This window comes from Paraburkholderia diazotrophica, from assembly GCF_038900755.1.
Taxonomy (GTDB): domain Bacteria; phylum Pseudomonadota; class Gammaproteobacteria; order Burkholderiales; family Burkholderiaceae; genus Paraburkholderia; species Paraburkholderia diazotrophica_A.
Window position 1 is genome coordinate 70,645 of the sequence record NZ_JBBPEN010000006.1, and the last position, 18,502, is coordinate 89,146.

Annotated in this window: 16 protein-coding genes and 1 pseudogene; 11 read left to right on the plus strand and 6 right to left on the minus strand. The window is 64.4% G+C overall.

Annotated features, from left to right (window positions below; all coding sequences use genetic code 11):
• The first annotated feature begins 28 nt into the window (after positions 1 to 28).
• From AABE10_RS19855 to AABE10_RS19870, 4 genes are all read left to right on the plus strand, one after another.
• Positions 29 to 1,204, plus strand: a complete 1,176-nt coding sequence (locus AABE10_RS19855) for a UxaA family hydrolase (protein WP_342934966.1) — start codon at positions 29 to 31, stop codon at positions 1,202 to 1,204.
• Positions 1,205 to 1,399: 195 nt separating this feature from the next.
• Positions 1,400 to 2,734 (plus strand): C4-dicarboxylate transporter DctA, encoded by a 1,335-nt coding sequence (gene dctA, locus AABE10_RS19860; RefSeq protein ID WP_428983357.1) that lies wholly within the window; start codon positions 1,400 to 1,402, stop codon positions 2,732 to 2,734.
• On the plus strand, positions 2,731 to 3,711 hold the full coding sequence (locus AABE10_RS19865) for a hydroxyacid dehydrogenase (protein WP_342934967.1): 981 nt from the start codon (positions 2,731 to 2,733) through the stop codon (positions 3,709 to 3,711). Before dctA ends, AABE10_RS19865 begins: the two co-directional genes overlap by 4 nt.
• Positions 3,708 to 4,709: an Ldh family oxidoreductase gene (locus AABE10_RS19870; RefSeq protein WP_342934968.1), complete on the plus strand. Its 1,002-nt coding sequence runs from the start codon at positions 3,708 to 3,710 to the stop codon at positions 4,707 to 4,709. The genes AABE10_RS19865 and AABE10_RS19870 overlap by 4 nt, the downstream gene beginning before the upstream one ends.
• Before the next feature lie 25 nt (positions 4,710 to 4,734).
• Here AABE10_RS19870 and AABE10_RS19875 read toward each other — a convergent pair whose 3' ends face one another.
• Positions 4,735 to 5,670 (minus strand): LysR family transcriptional regulator, encoded by a 936-nt coding sequence (locus tag AABE10_RS19875; RefSeq protein ID WP_342934969.1) that lies wholly within the window; start codon positions 5,668 to 5,670, stop codon positions 4,735 to 4,737.
• 407 nt (positions 5,671 to 6,077) lie between these two features.
• On the opposite strand from AABE10_RS19875, the gene AABE10_RS19880 reads away from it, so the two are divergent.
• Positions 6,078 to 6,353: a hypothetical protein gene (locus AABE10_RS19880; protein WP_090867668.1), complete on the plus strand. Its 276-nt coding sequence runs from the start codon at positions 6,078 to 6,080 to the stop codon at positions 6,351 to 6,353.
• 384 nt (positions 6,354 to 6,737) lie between these two features.
• Here the strand turns inward: AABE10_RS19880 and AABE10_RS19885 are convergent.
• Positions 6,738 to 7,766: pseudogene (locus AABE10_RS19885) on the minus strand (LysR substrate-binding domain-containing protein).
• Between the two features lie 472 nt (positions 7,767 to 8,238).
• Between AABE10_RS19885 and AABE10_RS19890 the strand changes: the two are divergent.
• On the plus strand, positions 8,239 to 8,751 hold the full coding sequence (locus tag AABE10_RS19890; protein ID WP_342934970.1) for an Ohr family peroxiredoxin: 513 nt from the start codon (positions 8,239 to 8,241) through the stop codon (positions 8,749 to 8,751).
• A gap of 55 nt (positions 8,752 to 8,806) precedes the next feature.
• Here the strand turns inward: AABE10_RS19890 and nudC are convergent, their stop codons facing one another.
• The 3 genes from nudC to AABE10_RS19905 form a co-directional block, all read right to left on the minus strand.
• Positions 8,807 to 9,799 carry an NAD(+) diphosphatase gene (gene nudC, locus AABE10_RS19895; protein ID WP_342934971.1) on the minus strand — a complete coding sequence of 331 codons (993 nt, stop codon included), beginning with the start codon at positions 9,797 to 9,799 and terminating at the stop codon, positions 8,807 to 8,809.
• A 94-nt stretch (positions 9,800 to 9,893) separates the two neighbouring features.
• Positions 9,894 to 11,612 (minus strand): SulP family inorganic anion transporter, encoded by a 1,719-nt coding sequence (locus AABE10_RS19900; RefSeq protein ID WP_342934972.1) that lies wholly within the window; start codon positions 11,610 to 11,612, stop codon positions 9,894 to 9,896.
• A gap of 84 nt (positions 11,613 to 11,696) precedes the next feature.
• Complete coding sequence (locus tag AABE10_RS19905) at positions 11,697 to 12,554, minus strand: class I SAM-dependent methyltransferase (RefSeq protein WP_342934973.1); 858 nt, start codon at positions 12,552 to 12,554, stop codon at positions 11,697 to 11,699.
• 201 nt (positions 12,555 to 12,755) lie between these two features.
• Between AABE10_RS19905 and AABE10_RS19910 the strand changes: the two genes are divergently transcribed.
• Genes AABE10_RS19910 through AABE10_RS19925 form a run of 4 tightly spaced genes read left to right on the plus strand, consistent with a single transcriptional unit; the run spans position 12,756 to position 17,059 of the window.
• Entirely contained in the window at positions 12,756 to 13,964 is a 1,209-nt protein-coding gene (locus AABE10_RS19910; protein WP_342934974.1) for an efflux RND transporter periplasmic adaptor subunit, read from the plus strand.
• Between the two features lie 5 nt (positions 13,965 to 13,969).
• Positions 13,970 to 14,689, plus strand: coding sequence for an ABC transporter ATP-binding protein (locus AABE10_RS19915; protein ID WP_342935261.1), 720 nt, complete (start codon positions 13,970 to 13,972; stop codon positions 14,687 to 14,689).
• Positions 14,690 to 14,722: 33 nt separating this feature from the next.
• The gene (locus AABE10_RS19920) at positions 14,723 to 15,877 is read left to right on the plus strand and encodes an ABC transporter permease (protein WP_342934975.1); all 1,155 of its coding nucleotides are present in this window, start codon (positions 14,723 to 14,725) and stop codon (positions 15,875 to 15,877) included.
• Between the two features lie 15 nt (positions 15,878 to 15,892).
• The gene (locus tag AABE10_RS19925; protein ID WP_342934976.1) at positions 15,893 to 17,059 is read left to right on the plus strand and encodes an ABC transporter permease; all 1,167 of its coding nucleotides are present in this window, start codon (positions 15,893 to 15,895) and stop codon (positions 17,057 to 17,059) included.
• A 52-nt stretch (positions 17,060 to 17,111) separates the two neighbouring features.
• Here the strand turns inward: AABE10_RS19925 and AABE10_RS19930 are convergent, their stop codons facing one another.
• Positions 17,112 to 17,549, minus strand: a complete 438-nt coding sequence (locus AABE10_RS19930) for a YciI family protein (protein ID WP_342934977.1) — start codon at positions 17,547 to 17,549, stop codon at positions 17,112 to 17,114.
• 320 nt (positions 17,550 to 17,869) lie between these two features.
• Here AABE10_RS19930 and AABE10_RS19935 point away from each other — a divergent pair, with 320 nt between their 5' ends.
• Positions 17,870 to 18,361, plus strand: coding sequence for a GNAT family N-acetyltransferase (locus AABE10_RS19935; RefSeq protein WP_342934978.1), 492 nt, complete (start codon positions 17,870 to 17,872; stop codon positions 18,359 to 18,361).
• Positions 18,362 to 18,502 lie beyond the last annotated feature (141 nt).

Here is an 18,502-nt window from a genome sequence, read left to right on the forward strand (position 1 = left end):
GAACAGAGCCCGATCAAAGAGACCCACCATGAGCGTGATTGACCAGAACACTACTTTCCGCGGCTATCGCCGTTCGAATGGACGCGTCGGCGTGCGCAACCATGTGATCATTCTTCCCGTCGACGATCTGTCGAATGCGGCCGCGCAAGCCGTCGAAAACAACATCAAAGGCACGATGGCGCTGCCGCATCCATATGGCCGCCTGCAATTCGGCGCGGACCTCGACCTGCATTTCCGCACGCTGATCGGCGCGGGCTGCAACCCGAATGTCGCGGCCGTCGTCGTGATCGGCATCGAGGAGGGCTGGACCAAGCGCGTCGTCGACGGCATCGCGCAGTCGGGCAAGCCCGTAATGGGCTTCGGCATCGAGCTGCACGGCGACCACGACACGATCATGCGCGCATCGAAAGCGGCGAAGGAGATGGTGCAGTACGCGACGTCGCTCGACCGCGAAGAATGCCCGATCGCGGACCTGTGGGTATCGACCAAATGCGGCGAATCGGATACCACGTCGGGCTGTGGCGCGAACCCGACCGTCGGCAATGCATTCGACAAGCTCTATGGTCTCGGCACGACGCTCGTGTTCGGCGAGACGTCGGAGCTGACGGGCGGCGAGCAGCTCGTCGCGGCGCGCTGCGCGAACGATCAGGTGCGCGAGCGCTTTCAGTTCATGTTCGACCGCTATCAGGACATGATCAACCGCTGGAAAACGGATGACCTGTCCGAGTCGCAGCCGACCAAGGGCAACATCGCCGGCGGCCTGACGACGATCGAGGAGAAGGCGCTCGGCAACATCCAGAAGATCGGCAAGAAGTGCCGTGTGGACGGCGTGCTCGACAAGGCGGAAATGCCGACGCATTCGGGCCTGTGGTTCATGGATTCGTCGTCGGCGGCGGCGGAGATGGTCACGTTGTGCGCGGCCTCCGGCTTCGCCGTGCATTTCTTCCCGACGGGGCAGGGCAACGTGATCGGCAACCCGATCTTGCCCGTCATCAAGATCTGCGCGAACCCGCGTACTGTGCGCACGATGAGCGAGCATGTCGACGTCGACGTGTCGGGTCTGCTGCAGCGCGAGCAGAATCTCGATCAGGCCGGCGACAAGCTGCTGGAGTCGATGCTCGCCACGGCGAATGGCCGCTGGACATCGGCCGAGGCGCTGGGTCATCGCGAGTTCGTGCTGACGCGTCTGTTCGAAAGCGCCTGATCTGGCTGATCTGCGCGATCACATGGCATCGTGCCCATAAAGCCCGCCTGCTTGTGCTGAGCGCGGCGGGCTTTGCGAACGCAGTTTCGCTACAGCGCGCGCACCGTGCAAAGCGGGCCACGGAAGGACAGAAGGCCGACGCACGATGCGCGACGCTGTTCACTTCAAGCAGCAGCGAGTGGAGGAGACACCATCTTGCGCGTGCTCAAGCATCTTTATGTGCAGGTTCTGATCGGCCTCGCGGCCGGCATTCTCGTCGGCTACTTCTCGCCGGATCTCGGCGTGCAGATGAAGCCGTTCGGCGACACGTTCATCCGCCTCATCAAAATGCTGATCACGCTGGTGATCTTCTGCACCGTGTCGGTGGGCATCGCGCGGATGGAAAATCTCAAGCACGTCGGCCGTGTCGGTCTGAAGACGATTTTCTATTTCGAAGCCGTGACGACGCTCGCGCTCGTCATCGGTCTCATCGTCGCGAACGTGTTGCATCCGGGCGAAGGGCTCAACATCGACCCGCAAACACTCGACACGCACGCCGTCAGTCACTACGTGGCGGAAGTGCATACGGCGGCATCGCAGAGCTTCCTTGAAGAGATCGTGCCGAACTCGGTCGTCGGCGCGTTCGCGCGCGGCAACCTGCTGCAGGTGCTGCTGTTCTCGGTGCTGTTCGGCATCGCGCTGTCGATCATGTCGCGCCGCAGCCGCTTCCTGTCGCGCGTGATCGAACAGAGCGGCGAAGCGCTGATGAAGATCGTCGAGATGATCATGCGGCTCGCGCCGCTCGGCGCATTCGGCGCGATGGCGTTCACGGTCGGCAAGTACGGCATCGGCACGTTGCAGCAACTGGGCCTCCTGATCGTCTGCTTCTATCTGACGAGCATTGTGTTCATCGTGCTCGTGCTGGGCTCGATCTGCCGCTGGACGGGCGTCGGCTTGTGGCCGCTGCTCAAGTACCTGCGCGAAGAACTGCTGATCGTGCTCGGCACGTCGACGACGGAATCGGTGTTGCCGCGACTGATGGAAAAGCTCGAGCGTCTCGGCTGTCCGAAGCCCGTCGTCGGGCTCGTGCTGCCGACCGGCTACTCGTTCAACCTCGACGGCGCCGCGATCTATCTGACGATGACGTCGCTCTTCATCGCGCAGGCCACGAATACGCATCTGTCGCTGGTTCAGCAGATCGGCCTGCTTGCGATCCTGATGGTGACGTCGAAGGGCGGCGCGGGCGTCGCGGGCGCGGCGCTCGTCGCGCTGACCGCGACGCTGTCGACGCACGACATCATCCCCGTCGCAGGCATTACGCTGATCATCGGCATCGACCGCGTGCTCAACGAGATTCGCGCGATCGTCAACATGATCGGCAATGCGGTGGCCACGCTCGTGGTCGCGCGCTGGGAAGGCGCATTCGATGTCGAAGCCGCGCGCAAGGTACTCGCCGAGCCGCTCGCCATCAGCAAGGAGGACGAAGCAGCCGAAACGGCCGAGGAGATCAGCGAAAGAACGCCCGCCTATGCACGGGAGCGCTCCAATTGAAGAACGATCGCAAGAAAGTCGTCGTCAGCGAGTTCATCGATGCATCCGCCGTCGAATCGTTGGAGCAGCATTTCGACGTGCAGGCGAACGCATCGCTCGTCGATCAGCCCGAGACGCTGCGCAGCCTGCTCGCCGATGCCGATGCGCTGATCGTGCGCAATCGCACGCAGGTCACGCAGGCGTTGCTCGATGCCGCGCCGAAACTGATCGCCGTCGGTCGCCTGGGCGTCGGGCTCGACAATATCGATCTCGCGGCGTGCGCGCAGCGCGGCGTCCAGGTGCTGCCCGCGACGGGCGCGAATGCGCGCGCCGTCGCCGAGTATGTGATCGCGACGGCGTTGATGCTGCTGCGCGGCGCGTATCTGTCGAGCGCTTCCGTGGCGGCGGGCGAATGGCCGCGCACGGCGCTGTCGAACGGACGCGAAGCGGCGGGCGGCACCTTGGCCGTGATCGGCTTTGGCGGGATCGGACAGCTCGTCGCGCAACTGGCGCGCGCGCTCGGCATGCGGGTCGCGGGCTACGATCCGCAGCAGCCGGCGAGCGCCGCGTGCTGGAAAGAGACGGGCGCGCAATGCATGACATTCGACGATGCTTTGCGTGCGGCGGATGTCGTGTCGGTTCACGTGCCGCTCGTCGATGGCACGCGCAATCTGCTCGGCGCCGCGCAACTGTCGATGCTCAAGCCGCACGCGGTGGTGATCAATACGTCGCGCGGCGGCGTGATCGACGAACGCGCGCTCGCCGATGCGCTGAAGCACGGACGTCTCGGCGGCGCGGCGCTCGACGTATTCGCCGACGAGCCGCTCAAGGCGGGGTCGCCGCTCGCCGGTGCGCCGAACCTGGTGTTGACGCCGCATATTGCGGGACTCACAGTGCAATCGAACGAACGCGTCAGCACGCTCGTTGCGGCGCGCGTGACGCAGGCGCTGCTCGAAGGCGAGCGCGATTCACAACGACGGGAAGGAGTCTCGATATGACGCGTGTTTCATCCGGCGACCTGTACGCGCTCGCCACCCGCGCAATGCTGGCTGCGGGCGCGACGCAGCAGACGGCCTCGGCGACGGCGCGCGCGCTCGTCTACGCGGACGAGCGCGGGCTATCTTCGCACGGCGTCGCGCGTCTGCCGATGTATGTCGCGCAGTTGCGCAACGGCCGCGTCGATCCGCAGGCGCAGGCGTTCATCGCAAATGCGCGCAACGCGGCCGTGCTGATCGACGCCGCCGACGGCATGGCGTTTCCGGCCTGCGAGCTTGCCATCGAAACATTGATCGGCCGCGCGCGCGAGCAGGGCAGCGCGGTCGCGAGCGTGCGGCGCAGCCATCATTTCGGCGTCGGCGCGTATCACCTCGAAGCGCTCGGCGCGGCGGGTCTCGTGGGGCTCGCGTTCAGCAATGCGCCCGCTGCGATGCCGGCGTGGGGCGGGCGACATTCGCTGTTCGGCACGAATCCGATTGCGGCTGTATTTCCGCGCCGCGATGGCGCGCCGCTGCTGATCGATCTGTCGCTGTCGAACGTGGCGCGCGGCAAGATCATGGTCGCGGCGCGCGAAGGCAAGCCGATTCCAGAAGGCTGGGCGACGACGCGCGACGGCTTGCCGACCACCGACGCGAAAGCCGCGCTCGACGGCATGATGCTGCCGTTCGGCGGCGCGAAAGGCGCAATGCTGGCGCTGATGGTCGAGCTGCTCGCAGCGGCGCTTGCGGGCGCGAACTTCGGCTACGAGGCGGGCTCGTTCCTGACGGAAGAGGGCGAGAAATCGCAGATCGGCCACCTGTTCTGGGCGATCGATCCGGGCGCGCTGGCAGGCAGCGAAGCGTATCTGTCGAGAGTGGAGGCGCTGATCGCCGCGATGCTTCAGGATGCGGACGTGCGCTTGCCGGGCGAGCGCCGGCGCAGTCTCGCCGATGCGGCCGAGCGCGACGGGATCGAGATTCCCGATGCGCTTCACGCGCAGCTTGCGGGGCTGGCGGGGTAATCGTCGAGCGCTGCTCGTGCGCGCGCTATGCCACGCCCTTCAGGCTCGCTTCGTACGATTCCAGCATCTGCGGAATGAAGTCCCTGAGATGTTCGACAAAGGTTTTTATCTTGGCATCGAGATAGCGCCGCGACGTGTACAGCGCATATGCGGTCAGAGGCTGAAGCCGGTAGTCCGGAAGCACGCGGGTCAGTGAGCCGTCACGCAACGCCGTTGCCGCCGTCGACATCGGCACCGCGCCGATGCCGATCCCTTCCTTCAACGCCACGGCGAGTCCGTCGGCCGAGTTGATCCTGAAACCCCCTTCCCGCAGATGCACGGTTTCTATTCCGTTCGGACCTTCGAGCAGCCAGCGGTCGACGGGATAGACGGCGGAGACGAACTGGAAGCACGCGTGCCGCGACAGTTCGTGAACGTCCTGCGGCATGCCGTGTTCGCGCAGATAGACGGGCGCCGCGCACAGCACGCTGCGCAACGTGCCGAGCCGCTGCGCGACGAGACTCGAATCGGGCAGTTCTTCGACGCTCAGCACAACGCTGACATCGTACCCCTCGTCGATGATGTCGGGCATGTGCTGCGAAAGCGTGAGATCGACCGACACGGAGGGATACTGCTCGCGATAACGAACGATGGCGGGCGTCACATACGTCTGGCCGAAACTCGACGTCGCGTGCACGCGCAATTGCCCCGTCGGACGAACCTGCGCGTCGGCGGCCTCGGCTTCTGCCTGTTCGACGAACGCGAGAATCTGCTCGCAGCGCTGCAAATAGCGATGCCCGGCTTCGGTGAGGACGACCCTGCGGGTGCTGCGATTTAGCAGGCGCGTGCGCAGATAGGCTTCGAGCGCGGAGACGGCGCGCGATACGGCGGGTGTCGTGATGTTCAGGCGCTGCGCGGCGGCCGTGAAGCTGCCTTCTTCCGCGACGCGCACGAATATCCGCATGTTGGTGAATGTATCCACTGTTCGAACGCTCCACGACGTGTCTCGCGAATGTTTCGGTACGCCGGGAGATGCAGTCAGAATGAACCGCATTATACGTCAACGTGAACGTGCGCGTTCAGGTTCAACGTCCGGGGACATGGGTTCGACCGTCGTCCGAAAGCGGCTGGCCCGCCCGGCTGAGAGGATTGTGCAAATCACCTGCGACCCACGCGCGGCCTGCGTGCCGCACCGCGCGTTTTGCGGGATGTGCATCGCAATTGGCGGCAATGCGCAACGGGGGATTTGCCGAGGTATCGTTTTAGCAACACGTGCGATAAGACACACAAGCGCCTATCTTATTTTTGATAGCCTAGAGCCGTGGTGAACAGGAACAGCGCGCGTGTTTTATGCCGCATAAGCACAATTGCGAAGAGGAGGGCTCCACGATGCTGCAATGGCTGATCCGCTGGGCGTCACATCACTCTGCCGCCCCTGAAAGACAGGCTGAACGTGCGCTGCACGATCTACGGATGGAACTCTACCAGGCCGAGCAACGTGTCCTCGACGCGCAGATGCAGGCGGACTACTACCGTTCGCGTATCGCGTTCTGCGAGGAAGTGCAGAAGAAGGGGATCGAACAGGTGTCCGACGACCGGCGCGGGCATCAGGAAGTACCACCGCCGTTGCGGCCTGCGGGATTGAAGCTGACCGCGGCGCAGTAGTGCGCACAGTGCGCGGAGCGTCGATCGCGGCCGGTTGCAGCACGCACAGCGCTGCGACCGGTTTGCAGTTCATCCGTAAATCGACAATTCATCGATAACCCGTCGACAACCGTTCAGACGGCGCCGCTGAACGAGACTGCGAGCGCAAGTCCGATATTGACGACGGTCAGGATGATCCAGCCGGCGAATACGAGCGCAGGTCCGAAACGAGACATGATGTTCTCCACTCGCGGCCTCGACGGCTCGTCAACCGAGTCGATCGGCCGCGTTACCATGCCTGAATCGTAGGCCCCGAGTCGCTGCTTCAGTAGAGGCACATCGCAACACTCACCGTTTCCGTAGCGGCATCAATTGCAGAGGCTACCGTTATGGCACGGACGGCCTTCATGCCTGATGCTCGCGCTCAGGACATTCCGTATAAAAATCTTCGAAGCAAAGCAGATTGAGCGCGCGAATCTGCTCGGTCATGAAATCGACGAACACGCGAATGCGCGACGGCAGATGCTGTCGGCAGAGATAGCAGATGTAGTGGCCGCGGTCGTCCGGCACATGCCGCTTCAAAGCCATCACGAGTTCGTGGCGCGCGATGTGATCGCATATCTGATAGCCGGGCATTTGCGCGATGCCATGTCCGTCGAGGACTGCGCGCAATACGAGGTCCGCGTCGTTGAAAGTCAGTCTCGCCGTCGGCAGAAACTTTCGCATATGGCCGTCGACCTTGAATTTTCACTCGCACACGCGCCCGCTCGAAAAGCGATAGTTGATGCACTCGTGCTGGCCCAGTTCGTCGAGCGTCGTAGGCAGCCCGCGCTTTTCGGCGTAGAGAGGCGAGGCGCAGAGCACCATCTGCATCGGAATCAGTTGCTTCGCGATGATGCTGGAGTCCTCGATGCGCCCATCGCGAAACGCGACATCGATCTGTTCGGCGGCGAAATCCGCAGGCCGGTCGTCGAGAAGCAGATCGACTGCGATATCCGGGTAGGCGTCCGTGAACGTGGAAATCAGCGGCGCAACCACCTTGCGCCCGAATCCGACTGTCGAGCTGATGCGAAGCAGGCCGCGCGGCGGGCCGCGGCGCAGGTCCAGCATGTCGTTCATCGCCTCGACGATATGCGTCACGCCCCGGTTGCAGTTCTCGAAGAAGCGCTCGCCCTCGCGCGTCAGATGGGTCGTTCGCGTCGTCCGCAGAAAGAGGCGTGTGCTCAGTTGCGTTTCGAGCTTCTGGACATTGCGGCTGACAGCCGAGCGCCCGATCCCCAATCGCTCGCCCGCCTTGGCGAAGCTTCCTTCCGTGGCGACGGCCATGAACGAGATGATGCCCGCGTAGCTCGTCGCAAAGCAGGTGGACAAGGCGTCGGCGGGGTTGGGCAGGCCAACGCGAAAACCATGCTGCGGTATATCCGCTTGATCCATTGAGGGCTCCGACTATGGGCACCTACATCGCCGAACCGTCCGGGTGCCTGTCTTATTTGCGCATCGGGAGTGTTGCGCAGCCGTAGAACTTTGGCGGGGCTTTCGGCTGGCTTTCGTAGTGTAGGACACGTTGAAGACATGCGGTACAGCGTTCTGGCGGCCTGTTTTCGATTGACTTTCGATTGACGCCGGAGGGGAAACACCGTGAGGCCGTGGAAGCTCTACCGCCCTGGTCCGCGCTCGCATAGCATATGAGTTGCGCCTGCGGACACGCGTTCCGAAGCGGGCACGTCCGGGCGAAAACCATGCGGAACGCCGACGCCGGCTATACGATCGTTCGTTCCGCGCATATCGTCGGAGACGGGCGCGGATTCGCCGATATCGGGGCCGAAGGCAATCCCGTACGCTCGTCTACAGGGAATCAGAGGGACCACAGGGAACCGGCGCGCTCGTCGCCGAGCCAGAGGGCAACATGGACAACGAAAAAGACAACGAGGAACTGCGAGCCCCTCCGCTTTCGCTGCTCGACCGTTATCGGGGCCGGGATTTCGCGCCGCTGTACACGACGACGGTGACGGTTTCGGGCGGCGAGACGGGGCACGGTCGCGCATCCGGCGTGGCCCGTTCGGACGATGGGAATCTCGTCGTCAATCTGCGGCTGCCGACGGAACTCGGTGGCCCCGGCAACGGAACGAATCCCGAGCAGCTTTTCGCGGCGGGCTTTGCCGCCTGCTTTCATGGCGCGCTGAATCTGCTCGGAAAGCGCGCGAAGCTGGAACTCGACGATACGGCCGTCGAGGTGCGGGTTGCGTTCGGCCGCGATCCGATGGACGGCGGCTATGCATTGGTCATCGATGTGCGCGTGCGGATGCCGGGCGTCGAGCGTGCCGTCGCCGAAGAGATGGTGCGAAATGCCGAGCGCCTGTGTCCTTACGCGAAGATGGCCCGCCAGGGAACGGTCAATGTCGTGGCCGTCATCGACTGACGCGCGGCGTGCCTCTCGCTCGTGAGCGCGCGGCGGTGCAGGAAGTTCAGGCGGTTCAGGATCGTGACGATGCGCCGGACGGCGTCACCGCTTGATCGCCGTCGCCTCGCAGCACCGCCTCGCCGCGCTCGACGTAGGCGCGCAGCAGATGATGCGCGATCGCATACGGTTTCGGTGCTGATAGTCCGTCCGGATGCGTGCCCGCGAGCATCGCGGCAACTTCCGCGCGCGTGAACCAGCGCGCGTCCTCGAGCTCCGCCTCGTCGACGACGATGTTCGTGTCGGCGGCCCGCGCGAAGCAGCCGATCATCATCGACGAAGGAAACGGCCACGGCTGCGACGCGAAGTAGACGACCTGCGCGCAGGTCACGTGGGCTTCTTCGAGCACTTCGCGGCGCACGGCATCTTCGACGGTTTCGCCCGGCTCGACGAAACCCGCGAGCGCCGAGTACATGCCCGGCGCGAACTGGCGCTGGCGTCCGAGCAGACACCGCTCGCCGTCGATTGCCAGCATGATCACGACGGGATCGACGCGCGGAAAGTGACGCGTGCCGCACGCGTCGCACACGCGTTGCCAGCCTGCCGCCGCCGGGCGGCTGGCCGCGCCGCAGTTCGCGCAGAAGCTGTGGCGGCGATGCCAGTCGAGCATCGACTTCGCCTGTCCCAGCATGCCGATCAACTCGGGCGCGACGAGGCCGCGCATTGCGATGGAGCGCAAGTCGATGCGCTCGTGCAGCACGCCGTGCGTCTGCCCTTCGCCGGGCTCCAGGCCCAGCGTGAAGCCGAGCGCGAAGCGGCCGCTGCCGTCGTCGTGCTGCCCCAGAAACACGCTTTGCAGCGGCTCGCCGAATGCAGCCGCTTCACGGGCGAGAAACCACGCATCCTGCCCGTCGCCGCGCCTGAGCAACGGGACGTCGCCATCAAAGACGAAAAAACGCGCGGCGGGATCGCTGCGCAGGCGTTCGATGAAGGCGTCGTCGTCGCGCTTGTCGGAGCGGCGGTCGAGCGGGTTCAGGTTGAAGCCGATGGAAGCGGAACGGGTGATCATCGCATTGACGTGTGGAAAGTTCGAAGAGGACGGTTCGCAAGTATGGCACGGCATGCCGTACTTTTCCGAGGCGCCTGTCCGCGTGGCGCAACCCTTACAGCATGCCGGGCTCGTGCGCCGACGGACTGCTTACGCCCGCTGCCGCGAGTGCCTCATGCAGCGTTTCGAATATGTTCGCGTCGCCGATCGTCTGCGTGATGCCGTGCCGGTCCATATCCGAGCGCAGATAGCGGTTCACCCGTCCGAACAGCACGCCGATCTTCCGTTCATGCAGGTTATCGATCAGATCGTTCAACGTGCGCGCGGCCGAATAGTCCAGATCGGTGATCGCGCCCGCATCGACGACCAACCAGTGCAGCGGACCCGGCGCCGCGTCGATCAGCCGCGAGACTTCGGCTGTGAAGAAGTGATCGTTCGCGAAGAACAGATCGGAGCCGAAGCGATACACGATCAGTCCGGGCGCCGTCATCGTTCCCGGCTGCGCGGGCACGGGCAGCCAGCGTCCCGTCGAGGGCGCGGGCTCCAGCACCATCGTATGCGGACGATAGCTGTGCCGCACGTGCCGCATCAGCGACAGCGCGACGGCGAGCAGAATGCCATGCTCGACGCCCACCATCACGACGGCGGCCGCCGTGACGAGCGCCAGCGTGAACTCGCCGGGGCTCTCGCTGCGGATCGCCCTCAGGCTTTGCACGTTGATCATTCCGATCGCGATCGTGAACACGATGCCCGCCAGCACGCAGTGCGGCAGATATTGCAGCCACGTGCTCAGGAACAGCAGCACGACCACCACGACGGCGGCGAACGCGAGCTGCCCGAGCTGGCTGCGCGTGCCGGCGCGTTCGGCCATCGCGGTCTGCGTCGGGCTGCCGTTGACGACGAAGGTGCCGCTGAACGCGGCGGCTGCGTTCGCAGCGGCCAGCCCGAGGATATCGGCATTCGTGTCGACATCTTCGTGAAACTGCTGCGCGAACACGCGCGCCGCCGCGGCGCTTTGCGCGATGATCATCACGAAGCACGATGCCGCGACGGGCACGAGATCGAGAAACTGCTGCCACGTGACGTCCGGAAAGCGCAGCGGCGGCAAACCGCCCGCAAGCGGACCCAGCACGGAAATGCCGTGAGACGCGAAGTCGAACGTCTTGCTTGCCGCGATGCTGCCGACCACGACCACGAGCGGTATCGGCAAACGCGGCGACAGCGCCTTCGAGCCGAGGATGGCTGCCACCACCAGCGCCGTGAGCGCGAGCGTCGGCAGATGCGCGAGCGTGAGATGGCCGATCACGTACGCGAACTGCGCGAGACTGCGCGACGAAGGATAGGGCACCGTCATGCCGAGCATGTCGCCGAGCATCGCGATCGACACCTGAATGCCGACGCCCGTCAGAAAGCCGACCAGCACCGTGCGCGACAGGAAGTCGGCGAGAAATCCGAGCTTGAAGATGCGCGCAAGCAGCAGCAGCGCCGCAGTGAGCAGCGCGACCATGCCCGCCAGCGCCACATATTCGGCGCTGCCCATCGGCGCAAGCGCCGAGGCGCGGCTTGCGAAGATCGTGGCCGTCGCCGAGTCGGCCGCCACCACGAGATGCCGCGACGCGCCGAAGAACGCAAACGCGACGAGCGGCACAAAGACGGTGTAAAGCCCCGTCACGGCGGGCATGCCCGCGATGCGCGCGTAGCCGAGCACTTGGGGAATGTCCATCGACGCGAGCGATACGCCCGCGAACACATCGCGCAAGGCCCGCGTACGGTCGATGGGGAGCAGGCCTTTCAGAACGCTCAGGCGTGCGGGACTTTCGGTTGTATCGCTCATGCTCGACACCTTGTTGTTATATATCTCAAGCGCGGGTCCGGCCGACTACGCGCATCGAACGCGTCGCTGGCATGGTGATGGGTCTCAGGTGCCCGCGACGAGAAACGCCTCGCCTGTCGCCGGCCGCAGGCCATCCGGTCGATGCGAGAAATAGCGCTCGGTCAGGTCGGCCGTCGATACATGCCGGACATCGCTGAAACCCGCTTCGCGCGCCAGCGCCAGCATTTCGTCGGGGCTGAAGAAGCTGACGAACGGCGTGCCCGCCGCGCGCGCCCGTTCATATACGGCCTCATGCTGCGCGCGTTCAGCCGCGTCGATGAGATCGAGCGGCAACAGGAACGTCATCGCGAGCGTCGAGCCCGGCGCGAGCTTGGCGATCTGACGCAGCGTCGCGAGATTCGCGTCGCGCGTCAGATACATCGACACGCCCGTCGATGCGACGACGGCCGGCGCGCCCGCTTCGAAGCCCGCGCCCGACAGGCAGTCCCACCACGACTGGCCCGCTTCGAAGTCGACGGGCACGAGCCGCAGCCACGGCGGAATGCCGTAGCCGAGTTCGATCAGGCGCTGCCGCTTCCACGCTTGCGCGCCCGGACGATCCACTTCGAACACCCGCAGCCGCGACGCGATCTCGGGCTTGCGCTGCGCGAACGTATCGAGGCCCGCGCCCAGGATGACGTACTGCGACACGCGGTGGTTCGCCTCTTGCGCCACCAGATCCTCGATGAAACGCGCGCGGGCGACGATCGATGCCCGATAGCCGCGCGTGCCCTGCGGGTCCATGTCGGGACGGTTGCGCCAGCCTTCGTCGGGCGCGGCGAGGCGCAAGCCGATTTCGTCGTCGAGCACGTGCGGCGTCGCATCGACCTGCACATGCATCGCACGCCACAGCGCCACGCGTACGGCGGTGCTGTCCGCTGCCACCGTCTGCTTGTCCTGCATGATGTTCCCCTTCGAATAATCGGATGTCGACGGCAAGACTGTAAAGCAATCGCACGCGTCAGGACAAAAGGATGGACGATGGGCGGCGCTATACTGTGGGCCCGAATACAGGACAGGTAGCCGGCATGGCGGTGCGCCGATGCGCGCTTCATCGCATGAGGCGTCGAGGGTTGCACGAGCCATCCGGCGACGACATATAAATTGGCAGATCACGATCTGAAGCGGCTCAAAATCGACCGGCTGGCTGTCGCGACAGGCGGGCGCCGGCGCAACTGGATCGGCTACGGGGCCGTCGCGCTGCTGCTTGCCGTCGCGCTCTTTTTCGGTCTGAGGCTCGCCGGGCCGCAGACCGTCGACACCACGACCGTGGTGTCCGCTTACCCATCGCAAACCTACACGCTGCTCAACGCGACGGGCTATGTCGTGCCGCAGCGCAAGGCGGCTGTGGCGTCGAAGGCGCAAGGGCGGCTCGAATGGCTCGGCGTGCTCGAAGGCACGCGCGTCAAGCAGAACGAGGTGATTGCGCGGATCGAAAGCAACGACGTCGAGGCCGCGCTCGCGCAGGCCAAGGCGCAGGTCAAGGTCGCGCAGGCCAATCTCGCGCTTCAGCAAGCGGAACTGAAGAACGCCGAAATCAATCTGCACCGCTCCGCGATCCTCGCGCCGAACGGGGCCGTGCCCGCGACCCAGTACGACGCCGATCTCGCCCGCTACGACAAGGCGAAGGCGTCGATCGACAACAGCCGCGCGGCGATCGTGTCGGCGCAGGCGAACGCGCAGGCCGCGCAAGTTTCCGTCGATCAGACGGTGATCCGCGCGCCGTTCGACGGCGTCGTGATCGAAAAGCACGCCAATGTGGGCGACAACATCACGCCGTTTTCGCAGGCGTCCGACAGCAAGGGCGCCGTCGTGACGATCGCCGACATGGCGACGCTCGAAGTCGAGGCCGACGTCGCCGAATCGAACATCGCGAAGATCACCGTCGACGAGCCGTGCGAGATCCAGCTCGACGCGCTGCCGGAGGTTCGCCTCGCGGGCAGCGTGTCGCGCATCGTGCCGACCGTCGACCGCTCGAAGGCGACGGTGCTCGTCAAGGTGCGCTTCGTCGATCGCGACGAACGCGTGCTGCCCGACATGAGCGCGAAGATTGCGTTCCTGTCGAAGCCGGTGCCGCCACAGGACAGACAGCCGGTGGTCGCGGTGCAGCCGGCCGCCATCGTCGAGCGTGGCGGGCGCAAGGTCGTGTTCGCGATCAAGGACGATATCGTGCATGAAGTGCCCGTCACAACGGGCGCGACGCTCGGCGAACTGGTTGCCGTCGGCGGCGTGCGTCCCGGCGATGTGCTCGTGCGCTCGCCCGACGGGCACATCAAGGACGGCGCGAAAGTCACCGTGGCGAACAAGCCGTGAACGACATGAGTCACGACGCGAGCGCGGCACTGAAAGAGGCGATGCCACTCGTCGACATCCGGCACCTCGTGAAGTCGTATCGGCGCGGCGTGCAGACCGTGCCCGTGCTGTCGGACATCACGCTCGCGATCGGCGAAGGCGATTTCATCGCGCTGATGGGACCGTCCGGCTCGGGCAAGAGCACGCTGCTCAATCTGATCGCGGGCATCGACCGGCCGGACGGCGGCGAGCTGCGCGTCGGCGGCGTCGATATCACGCGGCTCTCCGAAGCGGCGCTTGCGCAATGGCGCGCGGCGCATGTCGGCTTCATCTTCCAGTTCTACAATCTGATGCCCGTGCTGACGGCGTTCGAGAACATCGAGCTGCCGTTGATGCTCACGCGCCTGACGCGCAAGGAGCGCCGCGAGCGCGTGGCGCTCGTGCTCGACATGGTCAATCTGTCGGACCGCGCGCATCACTATCCGTCGGAGCTGTCGGGCGGCCAGCAGCAGCGCGTCGCGATTGCACGCGCGCTGATCACCGATCCGACGCTGATCGTCGCCGACGAGCCGACGGGCGACCTGGACCGCGCATCCGCCGAGGAAGTGCTGTCGATGTTGCAGCGGCTCAACCGCGAGCTGGGCAAGACCATCATCATGGTGACGCACGACGCGCATGCGGCGGGTGCGGCAAGGGCGCTCGTGCATCTGGAAAAAGGGGAGCTGATCGATGGAACGGCTCGCTGAAATACCCAATAAAGCGCGCACTGGCAGGCGGCCATGCATCTGCTGAAGCTGATCACGCGCAACGCGCTGCGTCACAAGCTGCGCACGATGCTGACCGTGCTCGGGCTGACGATTGCCGTGCTCGCATACGGACTGCTGCATACGGTGGTCGATGCGTGGTACGCGGGCGCGGCGGCGGCGTCGAATGCGCGGCTCGTCACGCGCAATGCGATCTCGCTCACGTTTCCGTTGCCGCTCAGCTACGAGAACCGCATTCGAGGCGTTGACGGCGTGACGATGGTCGCGCGTTCGAGCTGGTTCGGCGGCATCTATCGCGAGCCGAAAAACTTCTTCGCGCAGTTCGCTGTGTCGGACAACTATCTGGACCTGTACCCCGAATTCATTCTGCCCGCGCAGCAGCGCAGCGACTACGAGCGCGACCGCAAAGGCTGTCTGATCGGCAGGCAGCTTGCGAACGCATTCGGCTTCAAGGTCGGCGACGTGATCCCGATCAAGGGCACGATTTATCCCGGCACGTGGGAATTCACGGTGCGCGGCATTCTCGATGGCCGCGACGAATCGACGATCACCCGCCAGCTGATTTTTCACTGGGACTATCTGAACGAAACGGTGCGCAAGATGCCGGGGCGCAAGCCGGATCAGGTCGGCGTGTACGTGCTCGGCATCGCGAGTCCCGACGATGCCGCCGCGATCTCGCGCAACGTCGACGCCGTGTTCAAGAACTCGCTCGCCGAAACGCTCACGGAAACGGAGCAGGCGTTCCAGCTCGGCTTCGTCGCGATGTCGAATCAGATCATCGCGGCCATTCGTCTCGTGTCGTATGTCGTGATCGTGATCATCATGGCCGTGATGGCGAATGCGATGGCGATGAGCGCGCGCGAGCGCACCGTCGAATACGCGACGCTCAAGGCGCTCGGCTTCGGCCCGGGCTTTCTCGCGCTGCTGATGTTCGGCGAATCCGTGACGATCAGCGCAGTGGGCGGCGCGCTCGGCATGCTCGCGACGCCGCCCGCCGCGAGCTTCTTCAAGCAGGCGACAGGCGGCGTGTTTCCCGTGTTCGTCGTGTCGCACCAGACGATGCTGTTGCAGGCCGCGTGCGCGCTCGCAGTCGGCGTTGCTGCCGCGATCATTCCGGCGATGCAGGCGGCGCGCGTGCGGATCGTCGAAGGCCTGCGGGCGATCGGCTAGAGGCGAGGTCTATTCGTGGCGATCCCGCTTTCGTACATCGCTCGCAATCTGTGGACGCGCCGTCTGACCACGGCGCTCACCGCGAGCGGACTCGCGCTCGTCGTGTTCGTGTTCGCGACCGTGCTGATGCTCGACGCGGGCCTCAAGAAAACGCTCGTTTCGACGGGCGAAGAAGACAACGTCGTGGTGATCCGCAAGGGCGCGGAAACGGAAGTGCAGAGCGCGATCGACCGTGCTCAGGCCAACGTCATCGAAATGCATCCCGCCGTGGCGATGGGCGGCGATGGCAGGCGCATGGCGTCGAAGGAATCCGTCGTGCTGATTTCGCTGCTAAAGCTCAGCACGGGCAAGCCGTCGAACGTCGTGATACGCGGCGTGTCGCCCGCCGGCATGAGCTTGCGGCCGCAAGTGAAGCTCGCGTCGGGGCGCATGTTCAGTCCCGGTTCGTCGGAGATCATCGTCGGCAGCAGCGTCGCGAAGGGCTTCAGCGGCACGCAGCCGGGCGAGCATTTGCACTTTGCGCAGCGCGACTGGACGGTGGTCGGCACGTTCGACGCCGGCGGCAGCGGCTTCGATTCGGAAATCTGGGGCGACGTCGATCAACTGATGCAGTCGTTTCGCCGCACCAGTTATTCGTCGATGGTGGTGCGCCTCGCGCAGTCCGATCAGTTCGATGGCTTCAGGCAGGATCTCGACGTCGATCCGCGCCTCGCCGACGAAGCGAAGCGCGAGCAGACGTTCTACAGCGACCAGTCGAAAGCGCTCTCGACGTTCATCAACGTTCTCGGCTTCACGCTGTCGACGATCTTTTCGATCGCCGCGATGATCGGCGCGATGATCACGATGTATGCGTCCGTCGCGAATCGCGTGGCGGAGATCGGCACGTTGCGCGCGCTCGGCTTCAGACGCTCGAACGTGCTCGCCGCGTTTCTCGTCGAAGCGATGTTGCTCGGATTCGTCGGCGGGATGATGGGCCTGGGCTGCGCGGCCTTCATGCAGTTCGCGTCGTTTTCGACCACCAACTTCCAGACCTTCGCGGACCTGTCGTTCCGTTTCATCCTGACGCCCGCCATCGTCGTGAAGACGCTCGCGTTTTCGATGACGATGGGACTCGTTGGCGGATTCCTGCCTGCGATGCGCGCCGCTCGCATGAGCATCGTCGATGCGTTGCGTACGCGTTGAGCACATATTCAGCACGCGGACAGGGCATTCCATTCCGCCGACGAGCGCAGCGTCACTTCGCCTTGTTCGCCTGCCTTTCGATGTCGGCGCGCACGCGGTCTTCCTGTTCGCGCAGTTCGGGCGTGAATTCGTCGCCGAAATCGTCGGCTTCGAATATCTGGCGGATTTCGATTTCCGATTCGCCTTCCATCGGGTTCGGGCAGCGCCGGACCCATTCGACGGCTTCTTCCATCGACTTTACCTGCCACAGCCAGAACCCGGCGATCAGTTCCTTCGTTTCCGCGAACGGCCCGTCGATCACGGTGCGCTGCGCGCCCGAGAAACGCACGCGCTTGCCACGCGAGCTGGGATGCAGGCCTTCGCCCGCGAGCATCACGCCCGCCTTGACGAGTTCCTCGTTGAAGTTGCCCATGGCGGCCAGCAGTTCGGTATCCGGCATCTTGCCGGCTTCCGAGTCACTTGTGGCCTTGACGATCACCATTACTTTCATCGTTGCTTCTCCTCGAATGAATTGTCGAAACCGCGCGATCAGGCGGCTTTCATTGCTACGACGTTCGACGATAGCCGAAATCGACACGGGAGCGCGTGCAGCGCGCGGCATCGATGAAGGCACGCGTCCGATCTCGGGCGGCGAAGGGTGTCCCGATGCTCTCGATGCGGTCCCGCCTGGCGCCGTGAATTAGCGTTCCGCGCCAGATAGTGGGAATGCCAGCGTGCGACGCGTTTGCACAAACGTTCAAGACCGCGCGCTGTCGCGAGCACTACGCTCTGTCCCATACGGATGATCCGGGTATTCAGCGCGAGGGCGACATGTCGGCTTCAATCACGCATCAAGTGCTTCCTTCGATTCGGGAAGCGGTTTATCCGTCGGACACGGCGGCTCTTGTCGCGATCATTCGCGAGTATGTGCAATGGCTCGACATGGATCTGTCGTATCGCGGCTTCGAGCATGAAATGCAGACGTTCGAGCAGACATACACGTTGCCATCGGGCCTGTTCTTCGTCGCGGAAGCAGACGGCGATATAGCGGGCTGCGTGGGGCTGCTGCGTCATTCGAATGAAGTTGCCGAAGTGAAGCGGCTTTACGTGCGTCCTGCATATCGTGGCTTTTCGCTTGGAGAGCAACTCGTTGCATCGGTGATCGGCAAGGCCAGGGCGCTGGGATATGCGAAGCTCGTGCTCGACTCCGTTCCTCGAACGGCCTTCGCGCAGCGTCTGTACGAACGCATGGGCTTTATCGAAACGGCCGCCTATTACGCGAATCCCGTTGCAGGGACGCGCTTTCTTTCACTGGCTCTCTAAAGGGAAGGAACTCCCGATCTCACACACAGAGAGGATGAGGCCGCACGGCCTGACGCAATTGACATTCGATGCGAGCGACCGGTGCGAGTGACATGCGCTCGCGAGACGTGCAATTGTCAAATGCAGCATCAGTCGATGCCA

Excerpts from the sequence above, each read along its gene's own strand:
- AABE10_RS19855 (WP_342934966.1), top strand. The coding sequence starts at position 29 with ATGAGCGTGATTGACCAGAACACTACTTTCCGCGGCTATCGCCGTTCG.
- AABE10_RS19870 (WP_342934968.1), top strand. The coding sequence starts at position 3,708 with ATGACGCGTGTTTCATCCGGCGACCTGTACGCGCTCGCCACCCGCGCA.
- AABE10_RS19880 (WP_090867668.1), top strand. The coding sequence starts at position 6,078 with ATGCTGCAATGGCTGATCCGCTGGGCGTCACATCACTCTGCCGCCCCT.
- AABE10_RS19890 (WP_342934970.1), top strand. The coding sequence starts at position 8,239 with ATGGACAACGAAAAAGACAACGAGGAACTGCGAGCCCCTCCGCTTTCG.
- nudC (WP_342934971.1), bottom strand. The coding sequence starts at position 9,799 with ATGATCACCCGTTCCGCTTCCATCGGCTTCAACCTGAACCCGCTCGAC.
- AABE10_RS19900 (WP_342934972.1), bottom strand. The coding sequence starts at position 11,612 with ATGAGCGATACAACCGAAAGTCCCGCACGCCTGAGCGTTCTGAAAGGC.
- AABE10_RS19905 (WP_342934973.1), bottom strand. The coding sequence starts at position 12,554 with ATGCAGGACAAGCAGACGGTGGCAGCGGACAGCACCGCCGTACGCGTG.
- AABE10_RS19915 (WP_342935261.1), top strand. The coding sequence starts at position 13,970 with ATGAGTCACGACGCGAGCGCGGCACTGAAAGAGGCGATGCCACTCGTC.
- AABE10_RS19920 (WP_342934975.1), top strand. The coding sequence starts at position 14,723 with ATGCATCTGCTGAAGCTGATCACGCGCAACGCGCTGCGTCACAAGCTG.
- AABE10_RS19930 (WP_342934977.1), bottom strand. The coding sequence starts at position 17,549 with ATGAAAGTAATGGTGATCGTCAAGGCCACAAGTGACTCGGAAGCCGGC.
- AABE10_RS19935 (WP_342934978.1), top strand. The coding sequence starts at position 17,870 with ATGTCGGCTTCAATCACGCATCAAGTGCTTCCTTCGATTCGGGAAGCG.